At 68.0% G+C, this 21504-nt stretch carries 15 protein-coding genes and 1 pseudogene; 5 read left to right on the forward strand and 11 right to left on the reverse strand.

Features of this window, described 5'->3' with window-relative positions:
- The 3 genes from V6S85_RS17830 to V6S85_RS17840 all read left to right on the forward strand — a co-directional run.
- On the forward strand, positions 1-7186 hold a 7186-nt coding region (locus V6S85_RS17830; protein WP_334349780.1), incomplete at its 5' end, for a calcium-binding protein.
- Positions 7187-7195: 9 nt separating this feature from the next.
- Complete coding sequence (locus tag V6S85_RS17835) at positions 7196-7384, forward strand: hypothetical protein (RefSeq protein ID WP_334349781.1); 189 nt, start codon at positions 7196-7198, stop codon at positions 7382-7384.
- Positions 7385-7740: 356 nt separating this feature from the next.
- Entirely contained in the window at positions 7741-8883 is a 1143-nt protein-coding gene (locus tag V6S85_RS17840; protein ID WP_334349782.1) for a hypothetical protein, read from the forward strand.
- On the opposite strand, the gene V6S85_RS17845 is transcribed toward V6S85_RS17840, so the two are convergent.
- The 8 genes from V6S85_RS17845 to dnaN form a co-directional block, all read right to left on the reverse strand.
- The gene (locus V6S85_RS17845; protein WP_334349783.1) at positions 8880-9728 is read right to left on the reverse strand and encodes a hypothetical protein; all 849 of its coding nucleotides are present in this window, start codon (positions 9726-9728) and stop codon (positions 8880-8882) included. The two genes, V6S85_RS17840 and V6S85_RS17845, sit on opposite strands and share 4 nt — an antisense overlap.
- 73 nt (positions 9729-9801) lie before the next feature.
- Entirely contained in the window at positions 9802-12252 is a 2451-nt protein-coding gene (gene gyrB / locus V6S85_RS17850; protein WP_334349784.1) for a DNA topoisomerase (ATP-hydrolyzing) subunit B, read from the reverse strand.
- Complete coding sequence (recF, locus tag V6S85_RS17855; RefSeq protein WP_334349785.1) at positions 12249-13427, reverse strand: DNA replication/repair protein RecF; 1179 nt, start codon at positions 13425-13427, stop codon at positions 12249-12251. Before recF ends, gyrB begins: the two co-directional genes overlap by 4 nt.
- 54 nt (positions 13428-13481) lie before the next feature.
- Positions 13482-13634: a hypothetical protein gene (locus V6S85_RS17860; protein WP_165828988.1), complete on the reverse strand. Its 153-nt coding sequence runs from the start codon at positions 13632-13634 to the stop codon at positions 13482-13484.
- Positions 13635-13866: 232 nt separating this feature from the next.
- Entirely contained in the window at positions 13867-14244 is a 378-nt protein-coding gene (locus V6S85_RS17865) for a VOC family protein (RefSeq protein WP_116569093.1), read from the reverse strand.
- A gap of 270 nt (positions 14245-14514) precedes the next feature.
- Positions 14515-14877, reverse strand: a complete 363-nt coding sequence (locus tag V6S85_RS17870) for a hypothetical protein (RefSeq protein WP_116569092.1) — start codon at positions 14875-14877, stop codon at positions 14515-14517.
- Positions 14874-16826, reverse strand: coding sequence for a S9 family peptidase (locus tag V6S85_RS17875; protein WP_334349786.1), 1953 nt, complete (start codon positions 16824-16826; stop codon positions 14874-14876). The genes V6S85_RS17870 and V6S85_RS17875 overlap by 4 nt, the downstream gene beginning before the upstream one ends.
- Before the next feature lie 70 nt (positions 16827-16896).
- Positions 16897-18015, reverse strand: a complete 1119-nt coding sequence (gene dnaN, locus V6S85_RS17880) for a DNA polymerase III subunit beta (RefSeq protein WP_101716762.1) — start codon at positions 18013-18015, stop codon at positions 16897-16899.
- Between the two features lie 223 nt (positions 18016-18238).
- Between dnaN and V6S85_RS17885 the strand changes: the two are divergent.
- Positions 18239-18406 (forward strand): annotated as a pseudogene (locus V6S85_RS17885) (DUF2061 domain-containing protein); the annotation flags it as partial.
- 150 nt (positions 18407-18556) lie between these two features.
- On the opposite strand, the gene grpE reads toward V6S85_RS17885, so the two are convergent.
- Both grpE and hrcA read right to left on the reverse strand, forming a co-directional pair.
- Positions 18557-19174: a nucleotide exchange factor GrpE gene (gene grpE / locus V6S85_RS17890; protein WP_334349787.1), complete on the reverse strand. Its 618-nt coding sequence runs from the start codon at positions 19172-19174 to the stop codon at positions 18557-18559.
- Positions 19175-19186: 12 nt separating this feature from the next.
- Positions 19187-20263 (reverse strand): heat-inducible transcriptional repressor HrcA, encoded by a 1077-nt coding sequence (hrcA, locus tag V6S85_RS17895; protein ID WP_116490327.1) that lies wholly within the window; start codon positions 20261-20263, stop codon positions 19187-19189.
- 138 nt (positions 20264-20401) lie between these two features.
- On the opposite strand from hrcA, the gene rph reads away from it, so the two are divergent.
- A complete protein-coding gene (rph, locus tag V6S85_RS17900) occupies positions 20402-21121 on the forward strand; it encodes a ribonuclease PH (RefSeq protein ID WP_101711711.1) in 720 nt (239 codons plus the stop codon).
- A gap of 38 nt (positions 21122-21159) precedes the next feature.
- On the opposite strand, the gene V6S85_RS17905 is transcribed toward rph, so the two are convergent.
- Positions 21160-21498: a hypothetical protein gene (locus tag V6S85_RS17905; RefSeq protein WP_334349788.1), complete on the reverse strand. Its 339-nt coding sequence runs from the start codon at positions 21496-21498 to the stop codon at positions 21160-21162.
- Positions 21499-21504 lie beyond the last annotated feature (6 nt).

The raw sequence follows: 21504 nt of genomic DNA on the forward strand, positions 1-21504 counted from the left end.
CGGCGCCCTCACCACAAGGCAACTCCTCGCCGGCAGCGGCTACGGCGACGACCAGGCGCTGGCGATCTCCGAGCGGCGCGCCGACGGCGGCGTGGTGCAGACCGGCTACGACGTGTTCCGCGACGCCCGCTTCGCGATCAACGAAGTGGGGGCGGTGGAGACCCGCACCTACGACGGCATGGGCCGCCTGGTAAGCCTGGCCCACACCTCGAAGTCCAACCCGCTGACCCTGCGGGGAACCACGGGCAAGGACGAGTTCGACATCCGCGGCCCGTCGGTCCTCGAGGGCAATGGCGGGGCGGACGTCTTCCGCTTCAACCGCGGCGTCGGCTCGGTGGTGATCAACGCGCCCGGCGGAACGTCGAGCGGCGCCGTGCTCGAATTCGACATCGGGACCTCGCTGTCCGACCTGGCCTTCAGCAATGACGGCAGCGGCAACCTGGTCATCATCAACGCCCAGGGCGACCGGATCCACGTGACCGGCCAGTTCGCCGCCTCGTCCAACGGCGTCGCCCAGATCAAGTTCGCCGACGGCTCGACGCTCAGCCAGCAGCAGATCACCGGCCTGGTGACCACCGGATCGGCCGGGAACCGACGCCTCTACGGCACATCGGGAGCCAACACCTTCGACAGCCGGGGCCAGGCGTTCTACGCCCAGGGCAACGGCGGCGCCGACGTCTTCATCTACAATGCGGGATACGGCGCCCTGGAGATCGCCGCGACCGGCTCAGGCTCCATCCTGCGGATGGGACCGGGCTTCACGGCCGAAAACCTGGCGATCTCGAGCGACGCCTCGGGCAACCTGATCATCGGCGGCGGCGCCAACGACCTGATCCAGGTCAACGGCCAGTACGGCAGCACGGTGGCGGGGATCGACCTCATCGAGTTCGCCGACGGCACGACGCTGACCCGCCAGCAGCTGGCGGAACGGGTGACGATCGGCTCGACCCTCAACAGCAGCCTCTATGGAACCTCGGGGAACAACTACTTCGACGGCAAGGGCGCGGCCCACTACATCCGCGGCGGCGGCGGCACCGACACCTTCGTCTACAAGGCCGGCTACGGCGCGCTGCAAATCGACCAACAGAGCGGCAGCACATCGGTCCTGGTGCTGGGAGAGGGCCTGAGCACCTCGAATCTCAGCTTCACCAGCAACACTAGCAATGACCTGATCATTACCGGCGCCAACGGCGACCGGATCGTCGTCAGCAACCATTTCGCCGCGCCTTTCGTGGGCATATTGTGGGGCGTAGGCTCGGTCCAGTTCGCCGATGGAACGACGCTGAACCGCCAGCAGCTGGCCAGCCTGGTCAGCACCGGATCGGCCGCCAACGCAAAGATCTACGGCAGCGGCGGCGCGGACATCATCGACAGCATGGGCTTCGCCAGCTTCGCCCAGGGCGGCGGCGGCGGCGACACCTTCGTCTACAATCTCGGCTATGGCGAGCTGACGATCGACAATCCCAACAGCGCCGGCTCCATCCTGCAGTTCGGCGCGGGCATCACCCAGGCCAGCCTGACCTTCAGATCCGATAGCGGCGACCTGCTCGTCACCGGCCAGAATGGCGACGCGATCCGGATCAGGTCCCACGTCAGCAGCTCCTACTATTCCATCGGCTCTTTCATGTTCGCCGACGGGACCACCCTCAGCCGCGAACAGGTCGCCCTGATCACGACGCCGCTCTCGCCGGCGGGGACCTCGCTGAACGGCACGACCGCCGCCGAGACCTTGATCGCGACCTCGGGTGTTCGATACATCAACGGCCAAGGCGGCAACGACACGTTCGTCTACAACGCCGGACACGGCGCGCTTGAGATCACCCAGCGCGGCGGGACCGGCGCGACCCTCCAGCTGGGCGCCGGTCTCACCCTTTCCAATCTGGTCTTCGACAGCATCGGCGGCGACCTGATCATCACCGGTCCCAACGGCGACCGGATCGAGATCAACGACCAGTTCAGCAGCGGAACCTTCTACGGCGTCGCATCGGTCCTGCTGGCCGACGGGACCACGCTCAATCGCGCGCAACTGGGCGCCATGGTGACGACGGGTTCGGCCGCCAATCGCACCATCTACGGCGCCGACGGCGCCGACGTGATCGACACCAATGGCCAGGCCCACTACATCGATGGTCGCGGCGGCGCCGATACGATCATCTACAATCCAGGCTACGGCGCGCTGGAGATCAACCAGGGCAACGCCGCCAACGCCGTCCTGCGGTTCGGCGCCGGCTACACGCTCTCGAACCTGTCCTTCCGCGGCACCAGCACCGGCGGCATGATCATCAGCGCCGCGAACGGCGACGTGATCCAGATCAACAACCAGTTCACCAGCGGAAGCTACTACGGCGTCGGATCGATAGAGTTCGCCGACGGCTCGACGCTCACCCGTCAGCAGATGCTCGATATTCTCTCGATCGGCTCGGCCGCCAATCGATTCCTCTATGGCGCCTCGGGCGCCGAGACCTTCGACACCACGGGGGCGGCGCGCTACATCAACGGCAACGGCGGCGCCGACACCTTCCTCTACAATGTCGGTTACGGCGCGCTCGAGATCCAGCAGTACCAGTACGGCGGGTCTGGATCGGTGCTGCGGTTCGGCGCCGGCATCGGCATGGCCAACCTGACCTTCTCCGGCACCACCGGCGACGACCTGATCATCACGGTCGGCGGCGGGGGCCGGGTCCAGCTCAACGATCAGTTCTACACCAACTCCGCCACCGGCCCGTTCTCCTACGGCGTCGACACCATCGAGCTGGCCGACGGAACCACGATCAGCCGCCAGCAGATGCTGGCCCTGGCCGCGACGGGGTCGACCGCCAATCGCCTGCTGTACGGAACGCCTGGCGGCGAGGTCTTCGACACCAACGGCGTGGCCAACTACATCAAGGGCAACGGCGGCGACGACACCTTCCTCTTCAACGTCGGCTACGGCGCCGTGCGGATCGAGGCCGATGCGGGATCGGGCGCGACCAGCACCTCGATTCTTCAACTGGGCCCCGGCATCACCGCCGCCCAGCTGATCTTCACCGGCAGCGGCAGCAACCTGATCATCGCCAACGGCACGGGCGACAACATCGTCCTGGTCAACCAGCTGACCAGCGCACGCTACGGCGTCAGCGAGATCCGCTTCGCCGACGGCAGCATCCTGAACCGCCAGCAGTTCATGGGCCTCTACGGAAGCACCCAGAGCCTCATCGACAGCTACACCTATGACGGCCTGGGCCAGCGGATCCGGCATTCGAACTCGCAGCTGGGCACCACGGCCCTGGCCGAGCGCACGGACTACGACCTCGACGGCCGGGTGGTCTCGCAGATCGACTTCAACGGCTATGCGACCACCTACGCCTACGCCTATGACGCCTCGCTGGCCACGACGGGCCTGGGCGTGTTCGGCGGCTGGACCCAGACCATCACCAACACCGCCGGCTTGATCTCGACGGCCAAGGCCGACTACTTCGGGCGCTCGCTCGGTGGCGTGGACTTCGGCGGCCGCACCTCGAACCTGACCTATGACCTGGCCGGCCGCCTGGTCCAGAAGACCAACAGCGCCGGCCAGGACCTGCGCTACACCTACTTCAACACCGGCGCCCTGGCGTCCGAGAGCAACCTGAACTTCGGCCTGACCGGGGCCCAGTCGGTCCAGACCTACGGCTATGACGCCGCCGGCCGACGCACCCGCGAGACCCAGGTCCTCACGACCAACGCCTATGACGAGTTCGGGCAGGTCTACCAGGTCACCCGCTCCCTGCAGGACGCGTCGATGACCTACGACGCGCTGGGCCGCACCACGCGCCTGGTCGACAGCGGCGAGGACGGCGCCAATCCGGTCGACATCAACTACGAGTACGACGCCAACAACAACGTCCGCCTGGTCGCCTCGACCTATCGCGACCTGGTGTCGGGGGCGCTGGTCAGCAAGAACCAGTGGTACCGCTACGACAGCATGAACCGGTTCGTGACCACCGGGGGCCAGCTGCTCGACGCCCAGGGCGCGGTCACCCAGGCGCGCGGCGCGGCCGGCAACACCATCGGCCGCGGCGACACGGGCGTCGACCTGACCTACGACCGGGCCGGTCGCCGCATCTCGGCGACGTCGACGGGCAACGCCGAGACCTACACCTACACCCCCAGCGGCTACCTCTCGACGGTGCACATCAACGGCGCGCTGCGCGTGCAGAACGTGCGCGACAGCATGGGCCGCCTGCTCTCGCACAGCGAATACAACGCCGACGGCAAGATCGCCTACAGCGAGGACTCGACCTACGACGCCGGCTCGCAGGTGATCCTCTCCCAGACCTCGACCCTGCAGTCGGACGGCGCGATCATCACCGCCAACACCACCTACGACTACCGGGCCGATGTCGGCGGCGGCGTCTATACCGGCGCCTATCTGGGCGGGATGGTGGTGCACACCCGCACGACCTCCAGCCAGATCAAGTCGGGCCAGACGACGGCCCAGCCGACCAGCGACACCGTCAACACCTATGTCTGGTGGGACGGCCCCAAACAGAGCGTGATCTCGATCCGGCCCGACATCACCAAGTCGACGGTCAACACCTCGACCTTCACCTACGACACCAGCGGCAACGTGGTCTCGGTGGCCATCCAGGACGGCCGTCCGCGCACGGTGCACTACGTCACCAACGCCGCCGGCCAGATCCTGTCGCGCAAGGAAACCAGCGCTTCGTCGGCCAATCCGGTCGAGTACTACTACCGCTTCAACAACATCCAGCGGGCCAACATCGGCAACGACGGGGCCAACGGAAAGACCAACTACGCCGCCTCGATCGCCCAGCGCTCGGCCCCCGCGCAGAGCACGGCCTTCCAGGGCGGGTCGCCGTCGTCCTATGCCGACATGGACCAGCAGTACGACGCGCTGAACGCCAACTCACTGGCCGAGGCCGAAGGCGCGCCGACCTATACGGTCGTGCCGGGCGACACCCTGCAGTCGATCGCCGCGGGCCTGTGGGGCGACGCCAGCCTCTGGTACCTGATCGCCAACTTCAACGGCCTGACGGGGTCCGAGGAACTGGTCCAGGGCACGCGGATCCAGATCCCGGCCCAGGTCACCAACGTCCACCACAGCAGCGACACCTTCCAGGCCTACGACCCGACCCAGGCCCTGGGCTCGGTCGCGCCCGACCAGGTGGCGCCGGTCCAGCCGCGTAAGAAGCAGGGCTGCGGCGTCTTCGGCCAGATCCTGGCCGTGGTCGTGGCGGCCGTGGTGACTTACGTCACCGCTGGCGCGCTTGGCGGACCGTCGGCCTCCTTCCTGGGAAAAATCGTCATCGGCGCCGCGTCCATGGCGGTGGGCAACGTGGCCCAGCAGGTCGTGGGCATCGCCACGGGCGTGCAGGACAAGTTCAGCTGGAAAAGCGTGGGCATGGCGGCCATCAACGGCGCCGTCGGCGGAGCGGTGGGGGTTGGTGGCCCGGGAAATCTGGGCACGCAGATCGTCCGCGGCGCCGCCGCCAACGTCGTAACGCAGGGGGTCGCCGTCGCCACGGGACTCCAGTCGAAGTTCGACTGGACCAGCGTGGCGGTCAGCGCCGTCGGGACGGCTGTCGGCGGCGGCGTCGCCAGGGCCGCGGGCGGCACGTCCTGGGCGCCGGCCGGCTCAATCCGCAACATGGCCCTGGCCGGCACAGCCGAGTTGCTGGCCAGCGCGGGCGCGCAATCGCTGCTCACCGGCACCGACTTCGGTGACAACGTCAGATCCATGCTGCCCAGTGTGGTCGGCAGCACGATCGGCCGGGCGATCACCAACGGGATGGCGACCAAGCCCCAATCCGCTCACGATGGGCGAAACAAGGCGGGATCCAAGGAGCCGGCCTACGGCAACGTCCAGGTGTGGAACGACACCGTGTCGGTCGAAGAACCAGCACCACTGCAAGCGTGGCGACCGGATGATCCGGGCCCGCTGAGCACCATGCCGACGTTCCGCACCACGCCGTCCGGCGCTATCACCAAGGTCTCGCGCCGCGGCAGGATCGAGATTGGCGATGCAACGTTCATCCCGGCAAGCCGGTACTCGACGAGCTTCGCCTACAAGCAGACGGTGGGCCAGTTCGGATCCCTGACGATGCAGGGGCCTGCAGGCGCAGATCTCCATCCGACCTATGGAGAGATTGAGGCTGGCGACGGACGTAAATATTCGACGCTGACGGTGACCGACACCAATACTGGCGATGTCTACTATCAGGGCGGTTACTTCGAAGGCCTCGAGGTCACAGGTGAGATGTTCTCCCTGTCCGTCTCCAAGCGAGACCAGGCTTTGACGCGGGCAGGACTACGCTCCTCTGCCTACGCAGACGGCCTCACCGAACGGGCCAACGCGTTCACGGATGCGGTCGATAGCTGGGTCTTGGACCCCGTCGGCGTCACGGGAGAGATGCTGAAGGCGACGTGGGAAGGCGGGAGGGCCATCTCGCGCTTGATGAACCCGCTCAACTTCAAAGGCCGCATCGAGTTTACCCTGGCGGTTGGCGGCCAGATCGAGAAGGGGGTGACGCAGATTCAGACGGCGCAGCAGCAGGGAAATCTGGACCTGCTCGTCGCAAACAGGCTGGGCTACTACACCCCTGATATCGTGATGAGCGCGGTAACGGGCGGGGAAGCCGCCGTGGCGCGATTTGGCGCGGCGGCTCCGGTTCTACGCGGCGGACCGCTGGTGCTGGACAATATTGGCTTTGATACAGCTTCCCTCGGTCGAGACCGGCTCCTTGGTGGCTTGAGCCGAGGTACAGAAGCCCTTTCACAGGCAGAAATCCAGTCAGCGCGCAAGTATGCGGCTACCCTTGGGTTGCCGGATGAGAAGCTTCAATTCTTCACAGGCGTCGCCGCTCACCAACGAAGCGCATATAGCGACCTATTCGACACGGTCTTTGTGGGGCCCGATCTCAACCCCGGAATCGGTCCAGGCCTTTCTGCGAACTCAAGAATTTCGCCGAACGGCCTGCTTGCGCATGAGATTGTCGGTCACCGAGAAACCAGCTTGGCCGGTAGAGCTTTCGAGGCAGGCTCTCTTCATGATGAAGTTCAGGCTAGTTGGCGAGCTGCTCGTTTGGCCCCAGGCTTGACACCAAAGGATCGCACCCTGTTGTTGCGCGATGCGGTTGAGCGCATTCATGCGAGTGGCTTGCGTGTACGGGATGTCGACAAATCCCAGTACTGGTTCGGACGATAGAGAGGCCCCATGCTTAGCCCGCTTACTGAGGCCGACAAGGCGTTGTTTCTTCAAGCCCTTGATGATTACCGCCGCACGGGAATGAATTCGGTGAAATGCGACATTTGCCACGTGCCGATCCGCTTCGAAGAGCGCGGCACCGCCTTGGTTCACGAATGCGACTGCGGGAAATTCACCGGCACTTTGCGCGGCATGTAATATAAATGGGTGACCAAAGCGACCGTCGCGGGGTCGTTGTTCGACGCGATGATGTTCTGGCGCTGGCTTTCGGAACGCCCCCCCGCGCTAGGCCCGGACGGACCGACCGCCTACACCAGCCTCCTGAAGGCCGGTCCGGCTGCTGGATCGCCCGGCTGCCTGATCCGGAAGGTTGCGGGGATGGAAGAGGGACCAGGGTGGGCGTCAATGACGGCCTCAACCGAGAAACTGCCCACCGAAGACCGCTCAGAACTAATCGAAACACGCAACCTTGTCGCCCCGCAACCCGCCCCATAGGCTGATCCCCCGCAACGCGTAACCTTGCGTTCCAATCACCGTTCACCCCGGCGCCCCTGATGTCCCAGACCGTATCCGCGCCTGCCGCGTCCCATTTCGAGCGCCTTTCGGGCTTCCTGCGTATCGATCCGTCGAACCTGCGGCTGATCGAGGACGCGGCCGGGGCGGCCGTCGAGGAGGGGCTCTGGGCGGAGGTCGCCGGACTGGTCGAGCGCTATGCTGCGCAGGCTCCGCTGTCGCCGCGCCTGCGCAACCTGGCCGGGCTGGCGGCGATGGGCGAGGGCCGTCACGCCGACGCCGTGGCGCTGCTGGAGCCGCTGCTGGCCGAGGCGCCAGGCGACCCGCAGCTGCGGTTCAACCTGGCCTGGGCCAGCGCCATGACCGCCGCCCCCGAGGCCGTCGTCGCCCTGGTCGACGAGGCCGTGGTCGCCGCCGCGCCGGCCGCCGCCGCGCTCAAGGTGCAGGCCCTGCACCGCCTTGGGCGGCTGGATGAGGCCCTGGCCGAGGGCGCGGCCTATGTGGCCGCCGGCGTCCAGGACCAGGCCCTGATGAGCGCCCTGGCGGTGGCGGCGGTCGACGCCGAGGACACCGAACTGGCGCGCGCCTACGCCCTTGAGGCCGGCGACACCCATGAAGGCCTCTCGACCCTGGCCGCCCTGGCGCTCGACCAGGGCCAGGTATCCGAGGCCACCGACCTGTTCGATCGCGCCCTGGCCGCCGACCCGACCAGCGGCCGCGCGCAGTTGGGCAAGGGCCTGGCCCTGCTGGCCCGGGGCGACTCCGTCGCTGGCACGGCCCTGGTCGAAGCCGCGGCCGCGCGCTTTGGCGACCATCTCGGCTCGTGGATCGCCGCCGGCTGGGGCCATTTCGCGCAAGGCGACCTGGCCGCCGCCCGCCGCCTGTTCGACAAGGCGCTGGCGCTGGACGACAGCTTCGCCGAGACCCATGGCGCCCTGGCGGTGCTGGACGTGCTCGACGGCCGGATCGACGCGGCCACGCGGCGCTGCCAGGTGGCCCTGCGCCTCGACCGCGCCTGCCTGTCGGCCGCCCTGGCCAAGAGCCTGATGGCCGCGATGCAGGGCGACGCCGGCGCCGCCGAGCGCATCCGCGCCGCGGCCCTGAACACCCCGCTGGGGCCGGATGGCCGCACGCTGTCCCAGGCCATGTCGCAGCTGGCGTCGGGCGTCGGCCGGGTCGTCTAGCGGTCGGCCCTTCCGTCGCGCTCGGCGCGCATGGCCGTGACCACCTGGCCCAGCTGGGAGCCGCCCGGCGAGTCGGCCTTCACCGTCTGCAGGCCGCGCAGATAGGCCCGGTCCATCGGCGAGGCGTCGCCCCTGCCCTCTTCAGTGAAGAGGTTCAGCACCGTGTTGAAGCCGGCATAGTCCCGGTCGGCGCGGGCCGAGGCCACGCCCGCCAGCGCCACGTAGTCGGCCAGCCCCGCCAACTTGCGTCCGCCCATCCGGCGACGATCGACGACCACGAACTGGTCCTGGATCACGCCCGCGACCGAGGTGCGCACGCGCGAGCCGGCGCTGCTGGTGGTGAACATCAGCAGGTCGTTGCCCAGGCCGTCGGCGCTCACCGCCCCGCGCATCACGTCGACCTCGGCGAAGTTGGTCCACACCCGTACCGGCCGGTCGGTGGTGGCGTAGCGCTCGAAGCTCAGCGGACGCTCGCGGTCGACCCAGAACTTGCCCGCCGCCCTGGCCTTGCGCACCAGCGCCTCCGGCTCGTCGGCCAGCACGACGGTGAGGTTGGGCCGGCAGCCCTTGCCCGCCATCCGCACGCCAGCCTGGCGCGCCGCCTGGCTGATGCGGTCGTGCAGGTAACGGTTCTCTTCGGTCCGTCCGCCGGCCACGTAGGGGCACAGCGCCGTCGACCACACCATCACCTTGCCGGCCGGCGTCAGGGGCGTGGCCCGCCGCACGAAGGCCGGATAGGGATCCACGCCCTGGGGCGAGACCTCGACCTCGTCGACCGCCGGCGGGACCGGCCCTTGCGGAACCGACAGCGCCAGCATCGCGGCCGCCAACACCGAAACCGACATGAAAAACCCTCCCAGGCGCCTCAACCTGGGAGGGTTTCACAGAACCTCGCTCGCCCACAAGGGCCAAGCTTCGTCAGACGTCGACTTCGGCGTCCAGGGCGTTTTCCTGGATGAATTCGCGGCGCGGTTCGACCAGGTCGCCCATCAGGCGGCTGAACATGTCGTCGGCGTCGTCGGCGTGGTTGACCTTGACCTGCAACAGGGTGCGGGCGTCGACGTCCAGCGTGGTTTCCCACAGCTGGTCGGGGTTCATCTCGCCCAGGCCCTTGTAGCGCTGGATGGTCAGGCCCTTGCGGCCGGCGTCGAGCACGGCCTGCACCAGGTCGAGCGGACCACGGATGGTGGTCGACTTGTCCTTGCGGCGGAACACGGCCGGCTTTTCGAACACTTCGGCCAGCTTGACCGCGCGTTCGGCCAGGCGACGGGCGTCGGCGGCGTGCAGCAGCACGTCGTCGAGCACGATGCGTTCCGACACGCCGCGGCGCACGCGACTGAACACGAAGCCGGTGTCGCCACGCTCACCCGACCACGGACCGTCGCCCTCTTCGTTGTAGAGGTTGAGGCGCGCGGCCGCGGCGTCGGCGTTGGGGGTCTCGCCCAGCAGGCCGGCCAGGGCCGCCTGCTCGATGGCCGAGGCCGGAGCGCGGGCCGCCAGGCGGTCGATATTGCCCTTGGCCGAGCGGGCCAGCTGCACCAGGGCCAGGAGGTCCTGGCCGATCAGGCGCTCGCCCGAGCCCAGGTCGAGCTCGGCGCCGTCGACGCCCTCGTCCACCAGGAAGGCGTCCATCTCGGTGTCGTCTTTGAGGTAGCGCGACGACTTGCCCTTGCTGGCTTTGTAGAGCGGCGGCTGGGCGATGTAGATGTAGCCGCGCTCGATCAGCTGCGGCATCTGCCGGTAGAAGAAGGTCAGGAGCAGGGTGCGGATGTGGGCGCCGTCGACGTCGGCGTCGGTCATCAGCACGATCTTGTGGTAGCGCACCTTGTCCGGGTTGAAGTCGTCGCGGCCGATGCCGGCGCCCAGCGCCGTGATCAGCGTGCCGATCTGGTCGGACGACAGCATCTTGTCGAAGCGCGCCCGCTCGACGTTCAGGATCTTGCCGCGCAGCGGCAGGACGGCCTGGTTGTCGCGGTTGCGGGCCTGCTTGGCCGAGCCGCCGGCCGAGTCACCCTCGACGATGAAGATTTCGGACTTGGCCGGATCGCGTTCCGAGCAGTCGGCCAGCTTGCCGGGAAGGCTGGTGATATCCAGAGCGCTCTTGCGGCGGGTCAGTTCGCGCGCCTTGCGGGCGGCTTCGCGGGCCGCGGCCGCCTCGGCGATCTTGCTGACGATCTGCTTGGCTTCGTTCGGATGCTCCTCGAACCAGGTCGAGAGACCTTCGGCGACGAGGTTCTCGACGGCCGGACGCACTTCGGACGAGACCAGCTTGTCCTTGGTCTGCGAGCTGAACTTGGGGTCGGGCACCTTGACCGACAGCACGCAGGTCAGGCCTTCGCGGCTGTCTTCGCCGCCCAGGTTGACCTTTTCCTTCTTCAGGATGCCCGAGCTTTCGGCGTAGTTGCTGATCACCCGGGTCAGGGCGCCGCGGAAGGCCGAAAGGTGCGTGCCGCCATCCCGCTGCGGGATGTTGTTGGTGAAGCACAGCATGTGCTCGTGGTAGCTGTCGTTCCACCACATGGCCAGGTCGAGCTCGACCTTGTCCTTGGTCCCGCGCACCGTGATCGGCGCCTTGAGCAGCGGGGTCTTGGCCTTGTCGAGGTGACGAACGAAGGCCTCGATGCCGCCTTCGAAGAACAGCTTCTCTTCCCAAGGCTCGGCGTCGCGGTGATCCTTGAAGTAGATCGTCACGCCCGAATTCAGGAACGCCAGCTCGCGCAGGCGGTGCTCCAGCGTCTTCCGGTCGAATTCGATGAAGGCGAAGGTGTCCTTCGACGGGAAGAAGGTCACTTCCGTGCCCGTCAGGGTTTCGCCGGCCTTGGGGCCGTCCTCGCGCACCGGCGAGACGCCGGTCTCCTTCAGCGAGGTCACCGCGTCGCCGCGCTCGAAGCGCATCTGGTGGACCTTGCCGTTGCGGTGGATCAGCAGTTCCAGCCAGTCCGACAGGGCGTTGACGACCGAGACGCCCACGCCGTGCAGACCGCCCGAGACCTTGTAGCTGTTCTGGTCGAACTTACCGCCGGCGTGCAGCTGGGTCATGATGACCTCGGCCGCCGAGACGCCTTCGCCCTCGTGGATATCGGTGGGGATGCCGCGACCGTCGTCGGTGACCGTCACCGAGCCGTCGGCGTTGAGGATCACCTGAACCTTGGTGGCGTGGCCGGCCAGGGCTTCGTCGATGGCGTTGTCGACCACCTCGTAGACCATGTGGTGCAGGCCCGAACCATCGTCGGTGTCGCCGATGTACATGCCCGGGCGCTTGCGCACCGCATCCAGGCCCTTGAGGACCTTGATCGAGTCCGCGCCGTATTCGCCGGCGACGGCTTCTTCGGGAACTTCGGGGACTTGGCCTTCGGTATTCTCGGTCATTCGTCTTCCAGAGCCGTAGACTCAATGGGGGTCAGGCCGGCCTCGCTGACGCGAACGCCCAACGCCCGACCCTTGAGATGGTCGAACAGCGACTCGTCCGTGCCGGTGAGGAAGGCCTGGAGCTTGAGCGCCGTGAGTTCGTCGGCCAGAGCGGCTCGCCGGGTGAGGTCGAGATGCGCGGCGACTTCGTCGAGCAACACTATAGGATTCGGCGCGGATTCCGCACGCGAAAGTCTCGCCGCCTGGGCCAAAACCAGGTTCAAAATCAGCGCTTTTTGCTCTCCGGTGGAGCATTCCGAGGCCGGACGGTCCTTGTCGACGTGGAACACCGCCAGATCGCCCCGGTGCGGGCCTGTCAAGGCCCTGCCCGCGGCCCCGTCGCGCGGCCTTGCGGCGGCCAGGGCCCCCGCCAGCTGAAGCTCGATCTCGGCCGCTGGAACCCCGTCCAGGGCCATCAGCTCCCAGGCGCCGGTCAGGGTCAGGCGGGCCTGCGGAAACGGCCGGTCGCCGCGCCCGTCGATCTCGGCTTGAAGCGCGGTCAGGGTGCGCGCCCTCGCCTGCGCCATCAGCGCCCCGGCCTGCGCCAGGCGAGCCTCCAGCACGGTCAGCCAGGCCGGATCGGCCGGCGCCCCGCCGTCGGCGGCGTCGCTCAGCAGCCGCATGCGCTCGCGCTGGGCCTTGTCATAGGCGTTGGCGTGGCTGGCGTGGGCCGGCTCGGCGGCGAACACCAGCCGGTCGAAGAACTTGCGGCGATCCGAGGCCGCCTCGAGGAACAGGCGGTCCTGGGCCGGGGTCAGCCACATCGGGCGGACGTGGTCGGCCAGCCGTCCCGGCGGCACGGTCTCGCCCTCGATGCGGACGATGCGGCGCGAGGCCCCGGCCGCTTCCGTGCCCGTGCCGACCTTCAGGACCTCGCCGTCGGCCTGCTCGATCTCGGCGGCCACGGCCCAGGCCCGGCAAACGCCCTCGCCCGGCATGCGGCGGCCCACCTCCGCCAGGCTCGACCCACGCAGGCCCTTGCCCGGCGACAGCAGGCTGACGGCTTCCAGCAGGTTGGTCTTGCCCGAGCCGTTGGGTCCGAACAGGTAGACGCTGCGCCCGCCGGTCGACAGATCGGCGCGCTCGTAGGATCGGAAGTCGGTGAGCCGCAGGCGGGCGATGGTGGCGGACGCCATGGCGCCTCTGTAAGCCACGTCGCGGACGGCGTCACGCCTCGGCTGGCCTTGGGTTCACCCCTGCAAGCGGCGGCCCGCCCCGGCGTGGGCCAGCAGGCGCGGCGCGGTCCGCAGGCCGTGCATCAGGTGCGGCCCGGCCAGCAGCACCATGGCCCAGGCCCCGGCGCTGACCAGCACGACGGCGATACGATCCCAGGCCAGGCGCATGGGGTGCCTCCAGCAGCAAAAAGCGACACCGCCGCGCTACGCTCGGATCAGGGCGGAAAAAAGAACCTCCGCCACCTCTCTTCCCGTCATTCCCGCCCTCGTGGCGGGAAACCCTGGTTCCGCTTCCACGTGAACCGCAAGCGGCGCGCCGAGCTCGCCGCCCCATCCGCCCTTGCGGCTGAAAGAGGGGTTCCCGCCACAAGGGCGGGAATGACGGGATTTTTGAGGAGATCTATTCCCCCAGCCGGTAGGCGCACAGCTTGTTGCCGTCGAGGTCGCGGAAATAGGCGAAATAGGCCTTGGGCATCCGCTCGCCCGGCGCGCCTTCGCAGGTTCCGCCCAGTTCGATGGCCTTGGCGTGGAAGGCGTCGACCTCCTCGCGGGTGTCGAAGTCGAAGCCGCCCATCATGCCGTTGCCGATGCAGGCGGGATTGCCGTCATAGGGCCCCAGCACCCCGAACATGCCCACGCCCTTGCCGCGATAGAGCCGGCCGCCGGACGGATGCTCGAACAGCGGCCTCATGCCGATCGTGCCCAAGAGGGCGTCGTAGAAGGCCTTGGCCTCCTCCAGCCGGTTCGAACCGACGGTCATGTAGCTGATCTTGGCCATGGCGGCGCCTCCCGTTTTCTTATGAAACGGACGTTGGCATGGCGCGAGCAGTGGGGGCAAGGGGCGTAGCGCCGCCGCTTTGCTCCAAGTTCCATAAGCAAAAAATCTGCCTCCCTCGCCCTTGTGGCGAGGGCCCATGGCGGCCGCTGCTCAGACCTGAGCAGAACTCGAAAGGCCTGAGCAGGCTGAACGATGGATCCTCGCCACAAGGGCGAGGAAGGCGGATTGGGATCAGGCGATGGCGGGGTTCGGCGAGACGCCCAACGCCCCCTACCCGAAATACCCCCGAGCCACTTCCACGTCGGTCAGCCGCCAGACCCCCGCCGCGCCCAGCAGCACGCGGCGCATCTCGACCTCGAACACCTCGCGGGCGACAGCGCGGTCGACTAGCTCGCGCACCGAAGCCTCGAACGGCGCGTCGATCGCGATGGCCCGGTGCACGGCGACGTTCATCGCCGAAAGATCCACCGCGTGCTCCAGCGAGGCGAAGGCGCTGGCGACCGTCTCGGAGCGCTCGAACCAGGTCGCGCAATCCGAAAAGTCGATCGCCGCCCACAGGGTCAGCATGCGCTCGAAGAGGTCGTCGAAGCGGTCCTCGCGCAGCAGGCCGGCGGGACCGCCTCGATGGCTCACTGCGCGGCGCCGGTCCCCAGCACCTTCTGCAGGAACTGGGTCTCGACCTCGCGGCGGCGGTCGTTGTTGATCTTCTTGGCGAAGCCGTGGCCCTCGTCCTTGAACTGGACGTACCAGGTCTCGACACCCTTCTCGCGCAGCTTGGCCACCACCTGGTCGGACTCCGACTTGGGCACCCGCGGATCGTTCCAGCCCTGCATGACCAGCATCGGCTTGGTGATCTTGGCAACGTTGTTCAGCGGCGAGATCGTCTCGAAGGCCTTCAGCATCTTCGGGTCGCGCTCGTCGCCGTACTCGGCCCGGCGCAGGTCGCGGCGATAGGCCTCGGTGTTCTGCAGGAACGAGACGAAGTTGGAGATGCCGTAGCGCTCGACCCCGCCGGCCAGGCGGTCGGAATAGTGGGTCATCACCGCCAGCGACATGTAGCCGCCGTAGGACTGGCCGTAGACCACCACGCGGCTCGCATCGAGGTCCGGCTGGGTCTTGATCCAGTCCAGCAGCGCGCCGATGTCCTTGACCGAGTCCTCGCGCTTCTCGGCGTTGTCGAGGTTCAGGAAGGTCTTGCCGTAGCCCGACGAGCCGCGAACGTTGGTGACGATCACCGCGGCCCCCAGCTCGGCCGTGGTGTGCTGGTGGAACGGGTTGAAGACCGGTCGCGACTGGCCTTCCGGGCCGCCGTGGATGTCGATGATCACCGGGGCCTTTTGGCCCGCCGCCAGCTTGGGCTTGTAGACGAAGGCCGGGATCGAGCGCTTGTCGAACGACGGGAAGCGCACCAGCTCGGGGCTGACCAGCGCCTTGGCGTCCAGGCCGCCCAGTTCCGAGGCCGTCCAGCGGGTCACCTGGCCGCTGGCCAGATCAAAGCTCCAGGCGTCGCTGGCCGCCGTGGGCGTGGCCAGGCTGAAGCCGATCTTCGAGCCGTCTTCCGAGAAGGCGAGGTTGGAGACCACGCCGCCCGGCAGCTGCGGCTGCGGCAGGGCGCGGCGGGTGCGGAAGTCCTGCACCACCAGCTTCGAATAGCCGTCCTCGTTGACCACATAGGCCAGCACCCGGCCATCCTTCGACAGCTTGAAGTCCTCGACGTCCCACGGACGCTCGCCCGAGACCAGGTGCTTCTTGCCGGTCGCCAGGTCGAACTCGACCAGCCGCATGAAGTCCGAGCCCTCGTCCGACAGCATCAGCAGCGACTTGCCGTCCGGCGTGAACAGGCCGCCGTCGTACGACACCTTGCCCTTGACCGGGTTCAGCTCGGTGGTCTTGCCGGTGGCCACGTCGAGCAGCCAGCGCTTGCTCTCGCCGATCGAGAAATAGCGGCCCAGCAGCACGGTCTTGCCGTCGGGCGAGACGTCGATCGGCGAGACCTGGCCCTCGCCCTTGAAGATCACGCGGCGGCCGTCGGGCGCGGCGGGATCGCGCATGACGACGTCATAGTTGGCCGAGCCCTTGGTCGCGCGGCTCCAGACCAGCACCTTGCCGTCGCCCGACCAGGCCGGCGACTGGTTGCGCGTGCCCGCTTCGGTCAGCTGGACTTCCCTGCCCGAGGCGTCGCGCACGAACAGCTGGAACCACTCGTCGCCGCCGGTGTCCTTGGAGAACAGGACATCGCCGCCGGGCAGGGTGTGGACGCCGCTGACCGGCTCGTCGTGGAAGGTCAGCTGGCTGCGGTCCGCGCCGGGGGCGGCGACCTGGTGGATCTGGTTGGTGTTGCCAAAGCGCGTGACGATCAGCATGCCGCCGCCGGCCGCCCAGTCCTGGAAGCTGGCGCTGCGGGCGTTCTGGTAGCGCGCCAGGCCGGCCCGGATCGCCGGATCGGCCACCGGCACCTTCTCGAGGATCTGATTGCCGATCTCGCGGCGCTCGACGGGCTGGGCGCCCGCTTGTGCTTGAGCGAAAGCCGGGCTTGCGGCCAGCACCAGGACGGCGAGCGACGCGCCGAGCATGCGTTTCATCACGATAAGAGACCCCTCAAAGCAAAACGGGCGCCCCTCGGGGCGCCCGTCCATGTTCCAGACCGCGCGATCAGACCCGCAGCGGCATCAGCACGTACTTCACGCCCGGATCGGTCGGGTCCACCACCAGGGTGGGCGAGGCCGGGTCGGCGAAGCGGAATTCGGCCTGCGGGCCGCCGATCTGGCCGCAGACGTCGAGCAGGTAGCGGGCGTTGAAGCCGATTTCGAAGGGCTCGCCGTCGTAGTCGACCTCGACCTCTTCCACGGCCTGGCCGGCTTCCATGTTGCGGACGGTCAGGGTGATGCGGCCCGGCTCGATGGCCAGCTTCACCGAACGGCTCTTCTCGGCCGAGATGGTGGCCACGCGGTCGACGGCCTTGGCGAACAGGTCGTTGTCCAGCGTCAGGATCTTGGCGTTGTCCTTGGGGATCACGCGCATGTAGTCGGGGAACGAGCCGTCGATGACCTTGGAGGTCAGGGCGGCGCGGCCGAACTCGAAGCGGACCTTCTGGGGCGAGACCTGCAGGTCGATCGACTCGCCAGCGTCTTCCAGCAGGCGACGGGCCTCGGCGATGGTCTTGCGCGGCACGATCACGCCCGGCAGGCCGGCCGAGCCTTCCGGCGCCGGCATCTCGGCCAGGGCCAGACGGTGGCCGTCGGTGGCCACGGCGCGCAGCTTGGTCTCGCCGCCCTCGTTGACCGTGTGCAGGTAGAGGCCGTTCAGGTAGTAGCGGGTTTCTTCGGTCGAGATGGCGAAGCGCGTCTTGTCGATCAGGCGCATCAGCTCGTTGACGTCGACGGCGATGCGGCTCGACAGGCCCTCGTTGCTCATCACCGGAAAGTCGCCGGCCGGCAGCACCGGCAGGTTGAAGCGCGAGCGGCCGGTCTGGATCACCAGGCGCGGATCGTCGCCCGAGAAGTTCAGCGACACGTCCGAGCCGTCCGGCAGCTTGCGGACGATCTCATACAGGGTGTGGGCCGGGGCCGTGATCTGGCCGGGCACGTCGATCTGGGCCAGGCCCTCGTCGATGATCTCCATGTCGAGATCGGTGGCCGAGAACGAAAGCGTGTCGCGATCCGCCGACAGCAGGATGTTGGACAGGATCGGGATGGTGTTGCGGCGTTCGACGACGCTCTGCACGTGACCCAGCGCCTTCAGCAGCGCCGCCCGCTCGATGGTAAGCTTCATTTCTCGGTCCAAGCTGGACGCAGGGCCTGGTCGATCAAGAGAATCCCCCTCGCGCAACGGCCCCGTCGTCAATGGACCACGGACATTAGCGCAAACGCGCGGCGGGGGAAGAGCCCAGCGCGGCCTTTTGGCGCATCCGGCAGTGGGCGAATCCCGTTCGCAACCCTTGCGGGGTCAAGTCAATTTCTTATATTGATAATCAATCGCAACAAGAGATCGCATCATGCGCCTCGCCCTCAAGACCGCCACCTACGCCACCATGCACCTGACGGTGGCCATCGCCGTCGCCTACGCCCTGACCCGCGACTGGCGCGTGGCCCTGGCCGTGGGCATCGTCGAACCGATGGTCCAGACGGTCGCGTTCAACCTGCATGAGCGGGTTTGGAGCAAGGTGGGGAAAGAGAAGGCGGCGGCTTAGGGGCTGCCCCTAAACCGTAAAACCCCGCTTTCGCGGGGGTTTTACGGATAGAGGGCCGATGCCTGCGGCCCACCCAAAGCCCCCAAGGAAAAAGGCCCCCTCCTTTCGGAGAGGGCCTCTTCATCAAGCCTTGGTGTCGAACGACCCGCCCGATTCCTCGCCCGAAGCGGCGTAGGGGTTGGCCGCGGCGGCCGCCGGTTCGGCCGGGGCCGGGCCGGTCGAGCCCTTGGCGGCGACGGCGACCATGGCCGGGCGCACGAGGCGGCCCAAGAGTTCGTAGCCGACCTGAAGCACCGCGACGACGCCGCCGGCGGCGACCTCGTCCGAGGGCTGCTCCATCACCGCCTGGTGCAGGTGGGGATCGAACTTCTCGCCCTTGGTCGGGTCGACCTTCTTGAGGCCGTTGCGCTCGAAGGCCGCCTGCAGCTCCTTCTCGGTCATCTCGACGCCGACGATGTAGTTCTTCACCGTCGCGTCCTGCGAATCGCGCGGGCTGGCCGCGGTGGCGCGCGACAGGTTGTCGGCCGCGCCCAAGAGGTCGCGGGCGAACTTCTGGATGGCGTAGGCGCGGGCGTCGTTCATCTCGCGCTCGGCGCGGCGCTTGACGTTCTCGGCCTCGGCCGCATAGCGCAGCGCCTGGTCCTTCATCGCCGCGATCTCGGCCTTCAGGGCCTCGATTTCCTGCGCCAGGTCCTCGGCTTCGAAAGCGACGTCTTCGGCCGGCGTTTGCTCGTCGGTCATTTCAAACAGTCCTCATCCATCGATCATCCGGCCGAGCACGCGGGCGGTATAGTCCACCAGCGGGATCACCCGGGCATAGTTCAAACGCGTGGGGCCGATCACGCCGATCGCGCCCAGCACCTTCTGTCGCCCCGTCATATAGGGCGCCGCGATCACGGAGGAACCCGAAAGCGAAAAGAGTCGCGTCTCGGCCCCGATGAAGATGCGCACGCCCTCGGCGTCGCGCACGTCGTCCAGCAGGCCGATCAGCTGGCCCTTCTGCTCCAGGTCGTCGAACAGCTGGCGCACGCGCTCCAGGTCCTCGCGGGCGGCGGCGTCGCCCAGCAGGTTGGCGCGGCCACGCACGATCAGGGCCCGCTCGCTCCCCTCCCCGCCGCCCCAGGCGGCCAGGCCGTCCTCGACGAGGCGGGCTGCGGTCTCGTCCAGCTGGCGGCGGGCCGTCTCCAGCTCGGCGCGGATCTCGTCCTTGGCCTCGGTCAGGGTGCGGCCGCGCAGGCGGGCGTTGAGGAAGTTCGACGCCTCCTGGAAGGCCGAGGGCGTCAGTCCCGCTCCGCCGCGCATCAGCCGGTTCTCGACCGTGCCGTCCTCGAAGACCATCACCGCCAGGGTCTGGCCGCCGCCCAGCGCCACGAACTCCACGTGCTTGACCCCGCCCTCGCGGACCGGCGTGACGACGATGCCGGCCCCGCCGGCCAGGCCCGACAGGATGGCCGAGGCCTCGTTCAGCGCCTCTTCAAACGTGCGGCCCTTGGCGTAGAGGCGGCTTTCGATCTCGCGCCGCTCGTCCTCGCCGACGTCGCCGACCTCCAGAAAGCCGTCGACGAACATCCGCAGGCCCGCATGCGTCGGCATCCGGCCGGCGCTGGTGTGGGGCGCATCCAGCAGGCCAAGCTGCGCCAGGTCCTGCATGGTGTTGCGGATCGAGGCCGGCGACAGCTGCACGCCGCCCCTGGACAGGGTGCGCGATCCGACCGGCTCGCCGGTCTCCAGATAGCCTTCGACCACCCGGCGGAAGATGTCGCGGGCGCGGGCGTCCAGCTCGGTCAGGCCGGGCGTCCGAGCGATCGGTCCCGGAAAAAGCTGCGTCATGGCCCTTCGAGATAGGAACGGATGTCGAAAAAATCGAGCGGGGACTTGGAGGTTCCCGTTCGGGGGAGGATAAGCGGCGCCTTCAGATACGACCAGACCCTTCGGCTCCCCTGGAGCCTCAAAGACCGGAGTTTGCCCATGCGTCCGTCCGAACGCGCCCCCGACCAGCTTCGCGCCGTCACCCTGGAGACCGGCGTCAACCGCTACGCCGAAGGCTCGTGCCTGATCGGTTTCGGCCACACCAAGGTGCTGGTCACCGCCACGGTCGAGGAGAACGTTCCGGGCTGGATGCGCAACAAGGGCGCCGGCTGGGTCACCGCCGAGTACGGCATGCTGCCCCGCGCCACCCACACCCGCGGCCGCCGCGAGGCCGCCACCGGCAAGCAGACCGGCCGCACCCAGGAAATCCAGCGCCTGATCGGCCGTAGCTTGCGCGCCGTCGTCGATCTCAAGGCCCTGGGCGAGCGCCAGATCAGCCTCGACTGCGACGTCATCCAGGCCGACGGCGGCACCCGCACCGCCGCCATCACCGGCGCCTGGGTCGCCCTGCGCCTGGCCACCAACTACCTGCTGGAAGAGGGCGTGCTGAAGGCCGACCCGATCCTGGGCCAGGTGGCCGCCGTCTCCTGCGGCGTGTTCAAGGACACGCCTGTCCTCGACCTCGACTACGAGGAAGACTCAAACGCCGAGGCCGACGGCAACTTCGTGCTGACCGGCGGCGGCGACATCGTCGAGATCCAGGCCACCGGCGAGAAGCGCGGCTTCACCCGCGGCGAGTTCGACACCCTGTTCGGCCTCGCCGAAAAGGGCATCGGCGAGCTGTTCGCCTTCCAGCGCGCCGCGATCGGCGGGAAGTAAGACCGCTCGGGCGGCGGACGACCGGGGTCGTTCGCCGCTCAGACGGCCAGGGGGCTGTAGGGCCTGACATCCAGGCTGTGCAGCCATTTGGCGGGCAGCACGACGGTCAGGTAGAAGGCGGCCAGGATCGCGCAGGCCAGCAGCCATGCCCCGCCGGCCACGGTGATGAACAGCGCTATCGCGCCGACGATCGCCCAGACCTGAAGATAGAAGATCATCAGCAGGTAGGCCACGAGCGAGAGCCTGGACTCCAGGGCCTTGCCGCACTTGCCGCATCGGGTGACGGCGCGCCGGTTGAAGCACTGCGTCCACCTGAAGGTCACGCCGCCCGCCTGGCAGGCCGGACAGACGCCCGCGATGTTCAGTCCCAAAGCCAAGCCGCC

It is taken from the genome of Caulobacter sp. CCNWLW153 (genome assembly GCF_036889365.1).
In the GTDB taxonomy this organism is placed as follows: domain Bacteria; phylum Pseudomonadota; class Alphaproteobacteria; order Caulobacterales; family Caulobacteraceae; genus Caulobacter; species Caulobacter radicis.